The 16,600-nt window shown below is 42.8% G+C and carries 12 protein-coding genes and 2 tRNA genes; 6 read left to right on the top strand and 8 right to left on the bottom strand.

Translation table 11 applies throughout. The annotated features are described in order from the left end of the window. Positions 1-27 precede the first annotated feature (27 nt). The 5 genes from phbB to msrB all read right to left on the bottom strand — a co-directional run bounded on the left by phbB (position 28) and on the right by msrB (position 2,670). On the bottom strand, positions 28-801 hold the full coding sequence (gene phbB / locus FQ084_RS02175) for an acetoacetyl-CoA reductase (protein ID WP_149488989.1): 774 nt from the start codon (positions 799-801) through the stop codon (positions 28-30). 361 nt (positions 802-1,162) lie between these two features. After that, positions 1,163-1,239, bottom strand: a tRNA-Asp gene (locus FQ084_RS02170). Between the two features lie 65 nt (positions 1,240-1,304). After that, positions 1,305-1,380 (bottom strand) — tRNA-Val (locus FQ084_RS02165). Between the two features lie 223 nt (positions 1,381-1,603). After that, the gene (locus FQ084_RS02160; protein ID WP_149488988.1) at positions 1,604-2,089 is read right to left on the bottom strand and encodes a glutathione peroxidase; all 486 of its coding nucleotides are present in this window, start codon (positions 2,087-2,089) and stop codon (positions 1,604-1,606) included. A gap of 155 nt (positions 2,090-2,244) precedes the next feature. Then, complete coding sequence (msrB, locus tag FQ084_RS02155) at positions 2,245-2,670, bottom strand: peptide-methionine (R)-S-oxide reductase MsrB (protein WP_149488987.1); 426 nt, start codon at positions 2,668-2,670, stop codon at positions 2,245-2,247. 544 nt (positions 2,671-3,214) lie between these two features. Here msrB and FQ084_RS02150 point away from each other — a divergent pair. Beyond that, positions 3,215-4,912 (top strand): aminotransferase class I/II-fold pyridoxal phosphate-dependent enzyme, encoded by a 1,698-nt coding sequence (locus FQ084_RS02150; RefSeq protein ID WP_149488986.1) that lies wholly within the window; start codon positions 3,215-3,217, stop codon positions 4,910-4,912. Between the two features lie 101 nt (positions 4,913-5,013). On the opposite strand, the gene FQ084_RS02145 is transcribed toward FQ084_RS02150, so the two are convergent. Both FQ084_RS02145 and FQ084_RS02140 read right to left on the bottom strand, forming a co-directional pair. After that, positions 5,014-6,621, bottom strand: coding sequence for an inorganic phosphate transporter (locus FQ084_RS02145; RefSeq protein ID WP_149488985.1), 1,608 nt, complete (start codon positions 6,619-6,621; stop codon positions 5,014-5,016). A gap of 623 nt (positions 6,622-7,244) precedes the next feature. Then, positions 7,245-8,918 (bottom strand): ATPase, encoded by a 1,674-nt coding sequence (locus tag FQ084_RS02140; RefSeq protein ID WP_149488984.1) that lies wholly within the window; start codon positions 8,916-8,918, stop codon positions 7,245-7,247. A gap of 317 nt (positions 8,919-9,235) precedes the next feature. Here FQ084_RS02140 and FQ084_RS02135 point away from each other — a divergent pair, with 317 nt between their 5' ends. The 5 genes from FQ084_RS02135 to FQ084_RS02115 all read left to right on the top strand — a co-directional run bounded on the left by FQ084_RS02135 (position 9,236) and on the right by FQ084_RS02115 (position 15,331). Further along, on the top strand, positions 9,236-9,946 hold the full coding sequence (locus FQ084_RS02135; protein ID WP_149488983.1) for an FFLEELY motif protein: 711 nt from the start codon (positions 9,236-9,238) through the stop codon (positions 9,944-9,946). Positions 9,947-10,049: 103 nt separating this feature from the next. Further along, complete coding sequence (gene ubiE, locus FQ084_RS02130; RefSeq protein ID WP_149488982.1) at positions 10,050-11,150, top strand: bifunctional demethylmenaquinone methyltransferase/2-methoxy-6-polyprenyl-1,4-benzoquinol methylase UbiE; 1,101 nt, start codon at positions 10,050-10,052, stop codon at positions 11,148-11,150. Between the two features lie 116 nt (positions 11,151-11,266). Further along, the gene (locus tag FQ084_RS02125; protein WP_149488981.1) at positions 11,267-11,962 is read left to right on the top strand and encodes an SCP2 domain-containing protein; all 696 of its coding nucleotides are present in this window, start codon (positions 11,267-11,269) and stop codon (positions 11,960-11,962) included. An 88-nt stretch (positions 11,963-12,050) separates the two neighbouring features. Beyond that, positions 12,051-13,709: an ABC1 kinase family protein gene (locus tag FQ084_RS02120; protein ID WP_149488980.1), complete on the top strand. Its 1,659-nt coding sequence runs from the start codon at positions 12,051-12,053 to the stop codon at positions 13,707-13,709. Positions 13,710-13,894: 185 nt separating this feature from the next. Further along, on the top strand, positions 13,895-15,331 hold the full coding sequence (locus tag FQ084_RS02115) for an FAD-binding oxidoreductase (protein WP_149488979.1): 1,437 nt from the start codon (positions 13,895-13,897) through the stop codon (positions 15,329-15,331). A gap of 106 nt (positions 15,332-15,437) precedes the next feature. Here FQ084_RS02115 and ruvB read toward each other — a convergent pair whose 3' ends face one another. Then, positions 15,438-16,418, bottom strand: coding sequence for a Holliday junction branch migration DNA helicase RuvB (gene ruvB, locus FQ084_RS02110; protein WP_149489571.1), 981 nt, complete (start codon positions 16,416-16,418; stop codon positions 15,438-15,440). Positions 16,419-16,600: the final 182 nt, after the last annotated feature.

Below are 16,600 nucleotides of genomic sequence, written 5' to 3'. Positions count from 1 at the left end.
ATATATATAACTTATATGACACTTAAGTTAAGACATATATTGACCGCCGTTAACTGATATTGTTTCCCCTGTGACAAATATAGCTTCATCACTAATAAGATACATACAAGCAGCGGCGATTTCGTTTGCATTGGCTAAACGATTCATTGGAATAGTTTCTTTGATTTTATCCATGATCTTTTCAGGCACGCTTTCTACCATGGGTGTATGTGTATATCCAGGAGCGACGACATTGGCGGTAATTAATGAGGCGGCACCTTCATATGCTAGGGCCTTAGTAAATCCAATAATACCTGCCTTAGCGGCACAGTAGTTCGTCTGCCCATACTGACCACGCAAGCCATTTATTGAACTGATATTGACAATGCGGCCTGTTTTTTGTTCTAGCATCTTTAAAAAAACAGGATGAACAATAGTATAAAGAGACGTTAAATTAGTATCAATTACCTCTTTCCATTGCGTAAAGCTCATTTTTTTAAAGCTACTATCACTAGTGATACCCGCTCCATTTATCAAAGCATAAATGCTGTCATACTTATCGATTGTCTGTTGAATGGCTGCCATCGCGGTTTCATGATTACTCAAATCAACGGCAAGAAACTCAAAATTATCCGAGTCAAGTCCATTATCACTGCACCACTTTTTTATACGCTCTGGATCATCTTCACTTAAAGTTGCAATGACATGGTAGTCACTAGCCACTAACTTTTCACAAATAGCAGTACCGATACCTCCAAGTGCACCTGTGACTAAAGCAACTTTTTTATCTGACTTATTTAACTGTGATGTTGTTTTTGACATAGAAGCCATTCCTAGTTGACAACAAAATAATGAGTTTACTATCCTTGTTTACTACTTTCAGTATACTACTGTATACGGATATAAGAATATACTAATTTATCTTATATTGGTAATATAATTCATTAGTATTTGTATGGATTTATTATTGAAATTATGTCGACTTTTATTAATGACATGATAAGAAGAAAAAAACTCTAATCTTGTTCGATTGACATCAAGCTTTACATCCTAATCCCTATTATGTAAAAAGACATGTCTTGAATCCAATATTTCGATGTTCAAAAATAAGCACGCACAAAAAAACCCCAAGTAAATGAATACTTGAGGTTGAAACTTTTGTATTAAAACTAAGTTTTAAATATGGCGCAGCGGACGGGACTCGAACCCGCGACCCCCGGCGTGACAGGCCGGTATTCTAACCAACTGAACTACCGCTGCTTAGGTCGTACTTAGTTTATTTAACCACTTAGCTTATTACTTAAAAGTAACGCTATACTAAATAGTGGTGGGTGATGACGGATTCGAACCGCCGACATTCTGCGTGTAAGGCAGACGCTCTACCAACTGAGCTAATCACCCTTCGAACAATTGCTAGGCAATTTATTCAACATTAACAGAGCTCTAAGTTTGTCACTAAGCTCTGCTGCTGTGGGTGTGTATTATATAGATTTACGCATGGCTGTCAAACACTATTTTTATTTTTGTCGCAGATTTTTGCTTATTTGATTAATTAAATTTATAAGCAACTGTTTCTATTCACTTTATAATTTAAAAAAACCTGTGATATTTTTTGCTTTAATAGCTATTTTGTAGCCAGCGCTTGCTCAATATCGGATTTAAGCGCTTCAGGTTTGGTTGTTGGTGCATAACGATCAATTACCTGCCCTTTACTGTCGATTAAAAACTTAGTGAAATTCCATTTGATGCCATCAGTGAGTAATCCACCCTTTTGATTCTTTAGCCATTCAAAAATCGGATGGGCATCTTTACCATTAACATCAATTTTTGCCATCATCGGAAAGCTCACACCATAGTTCTTTTCACAAAACTCCCCAATTTCACCATTACTAGCAGGATCTTGGTTACCAAATTGATTGCATGGAAAGCCAACAACCATTAAACCTTCATCTTTATATTGCTGATACAGCGCTTCTAAACCCTCAAACTGCGGTGTAAAGCCACACTTGCTTGCGGTATTAACGATTAACAACACTTGACCTTCATAGTCAGAGAAATTTTGTGTCGTTCCGTCGATACGCTCAGCAGTAAAATCATAAATAGTATTCATTATTCATCCTTAAATGAGTTATTTTTTTTGCTATCAAGCATTAGACACTGTGATTAATAGGTTTAATAAGCTTAGGGATATTAATAATAAGTAGGGAGATATCAATACTCCCTACTCTTTTTACTACTACTTCGCTAGCTTACACGCTGCTGTCACTATTCTTCAGACTTATCTAAATCGATAGACACTGAGTTGATGCAATAGCGCATGCCAGTCGTTTCACGTGGCCCATCAGGGAATACGTGACCCAAGTGCGCGCCACAATTGCTGCATGTCACTTCGGTACGGCGCATGCCTAGCGAGTCGTCGATATGCTCATCGATGGCGCTATTATCGATGCCCTGATCGAAGCTTGGCCAGCCGCAACCGGCGTCAAACTTGCTATCAGCATCAAACAATTTCGCACCGCAGCCTTTACAGCGATAGATACCTTTATCATCGACGTCATTATAGACGCCAGTGAATGGGCGCTCTGTGCCCTTCTCACGCATCACATGATATTCTTCAGCACTCAAGCGCTCTTTCCAGTCCGCTTCGGTCAGCTGGCTGATTTCTTCTTTGCTTAATTGATTGTCCTGCATCGTTTATCCTTATTTGAATGATGGGTTATCTTGTTTGCTATGCATCATCTACTAACAAAAATTTATCGTTCGTTCTTATAAAAACGATAGCCTTTATCTGCTGCTGATTGGCTGACTATTCAAGGTATAGATTATAAAAGTGCGCACGCTGTCAGCATCTAGGATGAGATTTTAAGAATTTTATAAAAATGTATAGAAGTAGAATATAGCAAATTACTTTGCTGCCTAAATGAGTAAAGTTGTAATTTTATTGCGTTAGTAAGTCGCCCATTTTCCTATTACTATTACTATTTAACTAATGCTTACTCAACTGCTCAATAAAACAAAAATAATGGTTTAGGAAAATGTCTCAAAGAAAGCCGCTGAACCCATATATGCAAGTTATTCTTGCAATTTATAAATTATTTCTACTGATACTATTTAGATACTTGCATCAGAAGCTATTTTGCAATAATATCTTGCATTGGTATTAAGTTATGGCTAATCATCCTATTGGTCATTTCCTATTACAAACGCATTGGTTGGTTAATAGAAGGTATAAATAATGATGGCTGATAGCAAAGAGTTGCAGGCTAGCAAAAGCACGCAAGCCGAACGATTGGTACAACTTCGCCGCGATAAAGGCATGACGGCCGAGCAATTGGCGCAAGCGATGACCGCAGCAGGTGCAAAGGTCAGTCGCGGGGCTATCTCTAATTGGGAACGTGGGACAAATGGTATTGTGTCATCGAAGCTGCCGACTCTAGCGCGTATCTTAGGTTGTAGCGAAGGCTATCTTTTACGTGGTGAGTGGCAAAGTGATATGAATATTGATACTGACATCGATAGCGACATTGCTAGCAACGCAGATTCAACTCAAAGCGTAAATGCTAATAATAAAAATGAAATGCGTAATACTCAAATTACCGCCGCTCAACCAATGACAAATCAAGCAGTACCAACGCCTGTTTCAACGAAAAAGCATACTAACGCGACAAATTCACAAAACAACCCTATGAGTGGGCACTCTATGAACACAATAAAAAAATCCGATAAATTACAAAACGTTTGCTATGACATTCGTGGCCCTCTTTTACAGATGGCCAATAAAATGGAAGCGGAAGGTAAACGTATTTTAAAGCTGAACGTTGGTAATCCGGCGCCCTTTGGTCTCGAAGCACCGCATGAGATTTTACGTGATGTGGCGATGAACTTGCCAGACGCAACGGGCTATTCAGACTCGCAAGGGATTTTTGCGGCCCGTAAAGCGGTATTGCAATATTATCAATCAAAAGGGCTGCTATCTGCCGTTGATGTCCGTGATGTGTATTTGGGTAATGGAGTTTCTGAGCTCATTGTCATGACCATGCAGGCGTTGATGAATGACGGTGATGAAGTGCTCATTCCAATGCCAGACTATCCACTGTGGACAGCAGCGGCTAACCTATCTGGTGGTACTGCCGTCCATTACCGCTGTAATGAAGACGACAACTGGCACCCTGATATCGAAGACATCAAATCTAAAATCACGCCTAAAACTAAAGGCATCGTGGTTATTAACCCTAATAATCCAACCGGTGCGCTGTATAGTGATGAATTACTGCTGCAAATTATCGAGGTTGCAAAACAGCATGATTTAATTATTATGGCTGATGAAATTTACGATCGTATTCTTTATGATGATATGGAGCATACGCCGATGAGCACCTTGACCGACGATGTGCTTGTATTGTCTTACAATGGTTTATCAAAATCGCATCGTATCGCAGGTTTTCGTGCCGGTTGGATGATGGTTTCTGGTAAAAAACACCATGCTGCTGACTTTATTGAAGGCTTAGATATGCTGGCGTCTATGCGCCTATGCTCCAATGTCCAAGGTCAATATGCGATTCAAACCGCGATGGGCGGTTATCAAAGTATGAAAGATTTGACCTCTAAAAAAGGGCGTTTGTATAAGCAGCGCGAAATGGCAGTCTCACGCCTCAATTCCATTAAAGGTATTTCTTGTACCATGCCGCAAGGCGCGTTTTATTGCTTCCCAAAAATGGATCCTGCAGTCTATCCTATCGAAGACGATATGCAGTTTATGATGGACTTACTGGTGGAAGAAAACGTTTTAATGGTGCAAGGTACGGGCTTTAACTGGGATGCACCTGACCATTTCCGCTTGGTATTTTTGCCCAACCTGCATGACTTAGAGGATGCTATGGATCGCTTAGAGCGCTTCTTTGCCAAAAAACGTAAGCAGTTTGGCACCGATTAGACTTTATTTGATATAAAAAAACGCTTATCGGCATGATGCTAATAAGCGTTTTTTATTACTCTAACCAGTAAGTGAACATTCAAATACTGTATAGCTTAGCTCTAAAATATTTTTGTTAACACGATATAACTGATTGCAGACATCGTAGCTGCCGCAGGAAGGGTGATAATCCATGCCAAGCCGATAGGCTTCATCAGCGCCCAGTTGGTATCTCTATTGACGATACCGATACCAAGTACCGCGCCAACTAAGGTATGCGTACTCGACACTGGTAGACCCATGGTCGAAGCACCCATTACCACAGCAGCAGCAGCCAATTCTGCTGAGAAGCCAGAAGCGGGATGCATTTTTGCCAAGTTAGTACCGACTGTTTGAATGACTTCTTTACCAATAAACCATAAACCAACGATCAACGCCACGCCAAAGGTCAGCATCACCGCAGGTGGTACTGCCGCTTCGGTAGCAATGCTGTTGGTACGGATAACGTCCATAATTGCAGCAAAAGGACCGACGGCGTTAGCAATATCGTTTGAGCCATGACTAAAAGCAAAAGCAGAGGCGGTAAAGACTTGCATCCAACTAAACATAATAAAGGTCGCTTTGGTCAAGTCTTCTTTATGTTTACCACGGATACTCTTGGTATAAATATAGGTCGCAAGCCATACTAGCGCCGCGATCATACCCATGATTAAAAAGCCTTGCAGCGTCGTCATGCCATTATTGACGTTTTTCAGACCCTTAAAGATAACCAAAGAAGCCATGACCGCACCGCCAGCAGCCGCAATGATAGGTACCCATTGCTTTAATGCTTTTAGGGTATCAAGGTTGGTGCGTTCATTTTCAATTTCATACAGCTGTTTGTAATAGTCGGTTTCTAAATCTTCAACGTCACAATCATCATCTTTATAGATTTCTTGATCACGTAACATTGCCGACGTATAAGCCAATTGCTCTGACTCAGTCAGGCCATCCAGATATTCTTTGTGATTTTGCTTTAGCGTTTTTTTATCGCCTTTTAGGGTCGCAATGTGTGCCTCAGTTCTATCATTATATTCAATGATATTTTTCTTAATCTGACCATATAAAAGGTAGGAAAATAAGCCGCCGAGTAGCGGTGATATAACCCAAGAGATAGCAATCGTACCAATCGTTCCCCAATTTACCGTCGATAGCGCCATTTCGGTACCACCTAAGGTGATACCCAATACCACCGAGCTACCAACGACACCGCCGATAATGGCGTGAGTGGTCGAAACGGGCAGACCTTTTTTGGTCGCAAACAACAACCAAAATGCAGCAGCGATAAGCGCTGAAAGCATGACATAAATAAACTGGTTGGGCGATACCGATAGACCATCTAAATCAACGATGCCGCTACGAATGGTATCGGTAACCTCACCACCTGCTAGCACCGCGCCCGATACTTCAAATATGGCCGCAATACCCAAGGCTTGCGGAATCGTCAACGTCCCTGCACCCACTGAGGTACCAAAGGAATTGGCGACGTCATTACCACCGATGTTGAATGCCATAAACACACCAAAAGCCGTCGCTACGATAAATAGCGTCGTCTGCTGATGCATGGTGTAATCTAGACCCCACCACAAAAAGTAAGCGGTCATCGCAATCAGTAAAATGGCAAAAAATAGATTGATTCTCATAGAACCGACTGCTTTGGTTGGTCCTGTAGAACTGCTGCTAATACCCATACGTTGATACGTCCTGCGTAAGCTGATTGAAATTATATGTGATTGATGACATTGCGGCGCTAGGGATGATGTTTTTTTCACCACCCAACATTATGATAGCGTGTACGCAACGTGTTTTTGAAACACTGTTTTTTGAACTTGTTTATTGAAATACTATTTTAAAACACTGGTTTGAATCATTGGCCTGTCATATCTTATTGATATATCACCCATGATAAAAACATGAGGTAAAAAACCCATCACATAAAATGCCATAAAGCCGCAAGTAGTATTGCCAAATCGTCCGATTACAGCAGCTTGCGGCTTAGGTTTTAAAGTGATAGCGTTGGTGATGAATAATTTGTTGCTAATGATTAAGGCGTTTATATAAAAATGCCCTATCCGATGATTCCGCTTTTTCAGTAAAAAGCAGAAGTCATTACGCGCCTATTATATTAAATATAGACACATAATGCATGATGATATTGCGAGATTTGTAACTGTAAATATTTAGCTTAGAAAAGCGATAAATTTAGTGAAAAATTGTTGTTACATTTCATAGATTCTCTGGGTCAAAAAACCACCGTAGCGATTTATTAGTAAGAACAATTGTGCCTACTTTGGTGACAATAGCAATCGACACGCTACTCACTCTTAGATAGTGCGGAAGATAGCTGCTGAATCGCATGGTCCAACACATCCAAACGTGCTTGCTGCTTTCCATTGGTCGCAATAACACACCAAGGGGCGTCCTCTGTATGGGTGCGTGCCAGCATATCAGCCGCCGATTGCACATAATCTGACCATTGATCACGATTGCGCCAATCATCATCAGTCAATTTAAACTGTTTATGCGGGGTCTCTTCACGCGCTTCAAAGCGCTTAAGCTGTTCTTTTTTATCGATTGCGAGCCAGTATTTAATGACTATGTTACCAGCTGCCACCAAATCCGCCTCAAAACGGTTGATTTCATCGTAAGCACGCTGCCATTCTTCATCAGTAGCAAAGCCCTCAATACGTTCGACCAATACACGCCCATACCAAGTACGGTCAAAGATAGCGATACGGCTGATACGATCGGTTTGCTCATCGGGCAGTTTGGTCCAAAAACGCCATAGATAAGGATGCTGCAACTCATACAACATCGGCGCGCCAATATTATAAATTTGGTATTCACGTGGATCGAGCGGCGCGACCAACCTTTTGATAGCGCCACCCTTGCCAGCAGCATCCATGCCCTCAAACGCAAATACCACATGACGACCTTTGCGCGCACGCAGCAATTCAGCAAGACGTGCTTGCTTATCGGCAAGTGCTTCATGATATTCAGATTTATCTATGTCTGTGTCATTGATATCTATCAAGATTTTAGGTATTTTTACTGGGTCGAAATTTATAACTGGGTTAACCTGTTTACTTTCTTCTATCCGACTACTTGCTAGCGCTGTCTGCATCGCACGCAAGACTTCGTGACAAAAAAGCGTGGCTGCTTGTGATTTATCCTTTCCATCGATAATAATCCAATCACCCTGCTGCCGTAACAACGCCGTTGCCACCTCATTAAACTGTGCAACCACCGCTGCATTATGCCAATCAATTTGATATAAAAATTTTGGATCAACTTCGGCGTCATTGAGCCTTGCTTGCAAAGTCTCGATATCGACATGAAACCAACATTTGAGCAGCTTGGTTTGATTAGCAGCGAGGTCTTGTTCGAAGGCTTGTAACTTAGTGAGCTCTTCCTGCAAATAATCCTGCCATTCAGTAATAGGTAGTTTTTTAACGTCTACGCTTTTTTTATTCTTTGATTTTTTATTCTTGTCGCTGCTGTTTTTATTTTTGCCAGCTTCCTTATTTTCACTTTTTAAAGTGGCCATACGCATGACGTTATAAAGCAAATCAGCATACCAGTTGCCAAAATAAACCATCACATCGCCATGACGCGGCATTGACTTGGTATGCACCTGCCAAATCGGCTGATGCTTTAATGGACAATCACCGATGGTTGCCTCAACTTTGAGTAAGCGCGGATCTACCCACTGCCGCAGCTGCGTGACCGCCGTCCCCTTGCCTGCTTGCTCCATACCGTTGACCAACACCAATAGTCCCGTTGGTTTATTGATGGTTGGCGGTGTTTGTTGCCGCGTGGCTCGTAGAGCAAATTGTGCCGTGACCAATGCCAATCTTAGTGTATCTTTGTCCATAGAAAAGGGATTTAACGGATTGGGCGTTAAACGCTGCTCGACAACGTGTTCGCTAAACTGGGCACTGACGGCTTGTGGCGCTAGAGATTCAGTAGTATCATTTTTTTTGCTCATATCCATACTCGCTCTATTATTAGATAATATTCCACACCTTGTTATACTTTTTTTATTGAAGGTTTTTATGAACGCTTGCTTTTTTAAATGACTTAGAATAACCATGTCAGTTAATCATAGCACTGCGCCAATTCAGTAAATAACCCTGCTATGTAACAGTTTGGCGTTTGTATTCTGCTTTATTTTCTTTTAAGGTGAACAAAATCTTGAGAGCATGCTTTAAGAGCTGCCGATAAATATAAAATTTAGTACCATCTCACCCCTTTTATCATCAATTTGTTTGATTGTTATTTTTACTTTTTATAGGATTACCTACCATGTCTGCTTTAGCCAACTTACAACAGCATTTAAACCGTTTTTGGACACTACCACATCATGAAAACGCCGCCTTGAACACTAAGCTTAAAGAAGTGCAATCATGGCAACAAGCGCGTCTTGAGCGTACGCATAGCGACCTATTTGAACAACCAAAAAATCAGTTGATGGCAGATTATTTCTTAACGCAACTTTATGGTGGCGATGAATTCAAAGTATTGGCGGAGCAGTTAGAACGTATCCTTCCTAAAGCCCAAAAACTTGAGCGCCTTGCTAAAGAGTCTTCTTTAGAAGCTGGTAGTATGGGTATTCAAGCAGCTATCTTAGCGGTTGAGCTCGATTTACACTTGGCCGAGTGGTTGCTTGCCCAAGACTTACCCGTTAATGAAGAAAACATGCTTGCCGCCTATCGTGCTGTCGATGAAGCAGACGAGCGCCGCGTACAGATTGGCAACCTTAAAGAGGTCTGCTACCGCACTGACAAGCACTTAAACTCATTTATGCTCAAAAAAGCGTTTACCTTGGCTAAAGGCACCGCGTATCGCTATAACTTTCAGCCACTTTACGACTTTATAGATACGGGTTTTAAAGCCATGAAGCCGCTAAAAAGTGTGAGCAGTTTTATTGAACCATTTTGTGAGCGTGAACTTGAGATTATTGACGAGGTTCATGACACGGATAATGGCGGTAAGCCAACAGCGTTTGGTGTATGATAGGGTCAATAATTCACGTGGCTAACGGCACTGTATAGTGATTCACTAATGCTCAAACAGTGCTTACATATGCCATCATAAAAACGAATAATAGGATAATGCGATGACTGATCATTCAAATAATAATACTGAAACTCATGCTACTTCTCATGCTCATCTGCAAGATAAATTGGTCAAAGACAGTATCACAAATAGTCAAAAAATCACCGCTCAAGTAAAAGCGCGTCAAAACCAAGGCTCTAGTGCGACGCTTAATGCAAACGCCGCAGTCGATAACAATAATAATGACTTTACTCAAGTGCAAGACTTACCAACTGGAACCCCACAAGGTCAACAAACGACTATGCCAAACACGATAAACAACAGCGACAACCCTACTTCTGCGCAAGCACATACTGCCAAGCAAACGCTATTTAACCAGCGTGATGACATCAATAATCCGCATACGCCTGAAACTGATGGGAATGAGCAAACGCATTTTGGTTATAAGACGGTCAATAAAGCTGAAAAGCAAGCACGCGTCGCTGATGTCTTTACCTCAGTCGCCAAAAAATATGACATTATGAATGACTTGATGTCTTTTGGTATTCATCGTTTATGGAAGCGTTATGCCATCAGCTTATCAGGCGTGCGCGCCGGTCAGCATGTGCTTGATATCGCGGGCGGTACGGGTGATTTGGCCAAAGTATTTAGCCGTGAAGTTGGTCGCAACGGTCATGTGGTATTATCAGACATCAATGCGGCGATGCTAGAAGTGGGTCGTGAGCGCCTTATCAATGCCGGCTGTAATAATGTGGATTTTGTACTGGCCAATGCTGAAACATTAGCGCCTTTTGATGACGAAAGCTTTGACTTGGTTACTATTAGCTTTGGTCTGCGTAATGTCACGGACAAAGACGCTGCCCTAAAATCTATGTATCGTGTGCTCAAGCCAGGCGGTCGTTTATTGATTTTAGAGTTCTCAAAACCCGTATTTGAGCCATTATCGAAAGCCTACGATTTATATTCGTTTACTGCCTTACCAATCATGGGCAAGCTGATTGCCAATGATGCAGAAAGTTATCAATACTTGGCGGAATCGATTCGTATGCATCCCGATCAGCAAACGCTCAAACAAATGATGCAACAAGCAGGCTTCGAGAACTGTGATTATCATAACTTGACTGCTGGTATCGTTGCGGTACATCGCGGCTTTAAAGCATAACGATAAAAGTGACGATAAGATAAAAGCAGTCCTAGCAAATATCTGTGCTCGCCATCACAAACCCCGATAAACCTAGCGCTTTTCTAAAGGCGCTCAATTAAATATGCGAGAGCCTTATGCTGACTGTCTTACTCTTGGCCGGTGCCGAAAAGCTGATCAACCTTGCCATTGGCAGTGATGAGATTACTAAAGCAGGTTTAGCGCCACTTGCTGGTAAAGTATTGCGACTGAATATGGCCATGCCTGAGGTGAATTTGGACGTCTTATTTACCGACGAGCGTTTGCGCTTTGAACCAGTCATGACTGAGAGTGTGTTTGAGCCAAGTGGCAGTATGAATGAGCGCCAAAAGGCCAATCTTGATAAAGCGCGAATCGGTCATAGTCGTCCAGACTGCATCATTACCGTTGATAATCCAGCCCAACTGCTCAACCTCATGCGTGGTACAGAAGGCAACTTGCCTATCGCTGGTGATTACAAAGTGCTGATGCAATTAAAACAACTGGTGGCAGGCTTTGATCCTGATGTCGCGGGACAACTTGAGCCGTTTATTGGCAAGACGATGGCCAGTCAGTTACATTTGCTGATATCGCAGCTCAAAGGCAGTTGGCGTCATAGTGCCAAACGCGCTTTTAATGACGTCAGCGATTGGGCCAATGATGTGGCGGGTAATGTTGGTCCTGACCCTATGCAAGCAGCAGAAGTGAATGAGCTTAAACAGCAGTTGTTAAAGCTGCGTGCTGACGTTGAACGAGAAGAAGCTAAGCTCCTAGCGATCAAAGATGAGCAAGCACGTTTAGCCAATAATAAATAATAAGTAGACGTTATGATTGTTTAAGCACGACTTATAAACAATCATAACGTCTACCCTATTTTTGAATTTTTTAGAGTACTTATATCCCATGCTATTATCTCATCGCGCCCGTTTACTTGAACTTTGGCGTATTGCCGCCGCTTATCGCATTGATACACATCTGTCTGTCGAAGAAGCGCCGCAGCTACAACCTTTGGCGCGTTTAATCCGTTTGCATCCAGCCGCGTGGGGTAAAAAACACCAATCAAATGCTATAAAGTATGCGCTTGAGGACATGGGTACGCTGTTCTTAAAGCTTGGACAATTGCTCTCGACGCGCCGTGATTTGGTGCCGCCTGAGATTATCCAGCAATTGGTGCAGCTACAAGATAAGGTCAAACCTTTCGACTCTGATGTTGCCATTGCCCAAATTCAAGACCCCAAGCACGGACTTGGTCAATCTATTGCGACTTTGTTTGCGCGTTTTGACGTCAAACCTTTAGCGGCTGCTTCTATTGCCCAAGTACATACGGCCGCCTTGCATGATGGGCGTGAGGTGGTGGTAAAGGTGGTTCGCCCTGATATTCGCGCCACCATCGTTGCAGACTTTGAACTACTGCGTGAGCTTGCCAATTGGGCATCGGCGCGTATCGAAGCAGCACGTGCCATACATATCGTCGATATTGTCGAAGATTATCGCCAAGTCATGCTCAATGAATTGGATTTGACGTTAGAGGCAGACAATACCACCCAGATGCGCAATAACTTTTTGGGTTCAGCACTGATGTATGTACCTGAAGTCTATGATGCAGCTAAAAACGTGATGGTTATGGAGCGTATCCAAGGCGTTCCTATTTCGCAGGTTGAAGTCTTTGATCAACTGGGTTATGACCGTGCGGCACTGGCAGAAAAAGGCTTAACGATATTTTTTACCCAAGTATTTCGCGATAATTTCTTCCATGCCGATATGCACCCGGGTAATGTCTTTGTAGAGACGCCACCAGTCAAAACCCTCACTGCAGATATGGCAGCGGTTGACCTAGGTCATGAACCACGCTATATCGGGCTTGATTGCGCCATCATGGGTACGTTATCAAAAGACGACCAGCTTATCGTCGCGCGCATGCTGTTGGCGGTGATGAATAACAACTTTACGGCGATGGTTGATATCGTCAGCCGTGCTGGATGGATACCGCCCAATACCGATAAGCATGCCTTGATGCGCGATATGAAACGTACCGTCGGTCCGATGCTGCAAAAATCTATTAACGATATCGACTTTGCTGGTGTCTTAATGCAGATTTTAGATATCGCTCGCCGCCATCATATGAGTATTCCACCGCAATTAATGCTACTACTTAAAACTCTGGTGCATGTGGAAGGACTCGGTCGCGATTTATATCCTGATCTTGATATCTGGTCACTTGCCAAGCCCATCCTAAGCAGCTGGATTAAAGAGCAGCTCGATCCGATGCGTAATTTGCAACATTTGCGTCAGCAGTTGCCAGAGATTCTATTATCAACGACTGATATTCCTAAGCTACTAGATCAGAGTTTACAAAGCCTTGCTTCACAAGGATCGCGCCAAGACAGCCAACTGCGAGAAATACAGCAGATTCGCGCCGATATGCTCAATGACCGTCGCCGTGATTGGCTAGCGCTTTCAGGGTTTGCCGTGTTCATTGCTATCGCTACACAGGTTGGTTGGTTTGCGCCTATCTTTTACCTATTAGCTATTCTTGTCGTTATTTGGCGGGTTCTAGCCTAGATTACTGGTTTTTTAATGGCAATGAATACTCGTTAATAGTTATAAAATTTAAATCTTAATTTAATAAGCTCTCAGTCATTTTAATTGTTGTTAAAGAGCAATCAAAATGACTAAGAGCTTAATTTTTTATCTTATTTGATAGCGTTTACTCAGTTAAAAACACGTTTTATATGGAGAATTCATCTATGTCGACCGTATCAGCTACGTCGCCTGTTCAGCCTCATCATTCCATAAAGCCAGATCATAGTGACGCCATTGCGGCTTTGCAAACACGCTTCGGCAAACAACTCAGTCTTAATCAAACCGTACGTGAGCAGCATGGTCATACGATGACTTGGTTGGCCAATCAGCCACCAGATGCAGTTTTGACAGTACAAAACAAAGATGAGGTCGCTGCTGCCGTTAAAATTTGCAATGAATATGAAACGCCAGTGATTGCCTTTGGTATTGGTTCATCTTTAGAAGGTCAATTAAACGCGCCTTATGGCGGACTGTGTATTGATATGCATGCTATGGATGCCATTTTGCAGGTTAACAATGAAGACCTGACGGTAACCGTACAACCTGGGGTCACGCGTGAACAGCTCAATCACTATTTACGCGATACAGGATTGTTTTTTCCCATAGATCCTGGTGCCAATGCCAGTATCGGCGGTATGGTCGCTACTCGCGCATCAGGTACCAACGCCGTACGCTATGGCACCATGAAAGATGTGGTACTCGCACTTGAAGTCGTCACCGCCAGCGGAGACATTGTCCGCACGGGTACACGTGCCAAAAAATCTGCCGCTGGTTATGATTTGACACGGTTAATGGTAGGCTCAGAGGGTACGCTTGGTATCGTCACCGAGGTCACACTCAAATTATTTGGGATTAGCGAATGTATCGGCAGTGGCATTTGTCATTTTCCGACTATCGAAGATGCCTGTCAGGCAGTGATGCTAACCATTCAAATGTGCTTACCTATCGCGCGTATTGAACTACTTGATGCCATGCAAATTAAAGCTTGTAATCAATATGACAATCTTGATTTGCTTGAGATGCCAACGTTGTTTATCGAGTTTCATGGCACAGAAGCCAGCGTCGCTGAGCAAGCGCAAATCTTTACCGATATCATAGAAGAGTTTGGTGGTCGCGACTTTGCTTGGGACACCAATGAAGCCGAGCGCAAACGTCTGTGGCAAGCACGGCATAACGCTTATCATGCCAGCTCCGCTCTCAGACCTGAAGCCAGTGCTTTATCCACTGATGCCTGCGTGCCCATTTCACGCTTAGCAGAATGCGTCAGTGAGACAGCAAAAGACATCGAAGCTTCTGGTATGATTGGACCTATCGTCGGTCACGTAGGCGATGGTAATTTTCATGTTTTATTATTGGTCGATACCAACAATCCTGAAGAAGTCGCCACAGCTGACGGTATCATCAGCCGCCTTGCCATGCGTGCTATTGAGATGGATGGTACTTGTACGGGTGAACATGGTATTGGACAAGGCAAGCAAAAATATATGCAGCAAGAGCACGGTAATGCTTTGGTGATGATGCAAGCGATTAAATCAGCACTTGATCCAAAAAATATTTTAAATCCAGGGAAAATATGGCCTGAGACTGTATCTAAACATTAACAATGTTCAGCAATAGAAAGCTTTATAGCAATAAAAATGCGCCTACCTTTAACTTTTCAATTAAACGTAGACGCATTTTTTATGTTTGCTATGTTAGTTTTTAACACTATAACATCTGATCAATCGCCATCTGGGTCAATACACGACCACGTGCAGTACGCAGCACATAACCTTGTTGAATCAAGTACGGCTCAATCACGTCCTCAAGCGTACCTCTATCTTCAGCCATCGCTGCCGCTACTGCTTCAACACCTGCAGGACCACCATCAAAACGCTCATGCAATATCTCAATATAACGTCTGTCCAAGTGATCCAGACCACGTCTATCAACTGCCAACATATCTAGCGCACTGCCCGCAATCGCTCCATTGATACTACCATCACCTCTCACTTCAGCATAATCGCGCACACGGCGTAATAAACGATTGGCAATCCTTGGCGTACCACGCGCACGGCGAGCAATTTCCACCGCGCCATCTTCACTCATCGGTACACGCATCAAGCGTGCGGCACGGCTAACAATCGTTGTCAGGTCAGCAATATTATAAAACTCTAGCCGCTGTACGATACCAAAACGATCACGTAATGGCGAAGTCAGCAGCCCTGCTCGCGTGGTTGCCGCAACCAAGGTAAAGGGCGGTAAATCAAGCTTGATAGAACGCGCCGCTGGCCCTTCACCAATCATAATATCGAGCTGAAAATCTTCCATCGCTGGATACAATATCTCTTCAATGACCGAACTCAACCGATGGATTTCATCGATAAAGAGTACATCACCCTCTTCTAGATTGGTCAACATGGCTGCCAAATCACCTGGGCGCTCAAGCACAGGCCCTGAGGTAGAACGCAGGTTACCACCCATCTCACGAGCAATGATATTAGCAAGGGTGGTTTTACCCAAGCCTGGTGGGCCAAAAATCAGCGTATGGTCTAATGCCTCGCCCCGACCGCGTGCTGCACCAATAAAGACTTCCATCTGCTCACGTACCGCTGGCTGACCAATATATTCAGCCAATAATGCCGGTCGAATATTAGAATCAGGCGCATCACCATCGCCTTCGAGCGGATTAATCAAACGATCTTGCATCATAGGTTTTATCATTATATTTAAATCATTATTTTAAAAGATTAAGTAATAAATAGCATAACCAAACGCCACGCATAAGTCATGCGAAACATCATTAAGCACCGCCTAAAACGAAAATAAGCGACATCTAATGTCGCTTATTTTTATTCACTTTTTAATCACTGCTTTGTTATAAAAATACC

Source organism: Psychrobacter sp. ANT_WB68 (assembly GCF_008369115.1).
Classification (GTDB): Bacteria; Pseudomonadota; Gammaproteobacteria; order Pseudomonadales; family Moraxellaceae; genus Psychrobacter.
This window is presented reverse-complemented; position numbering and strand designations above follow the sequence as displayed.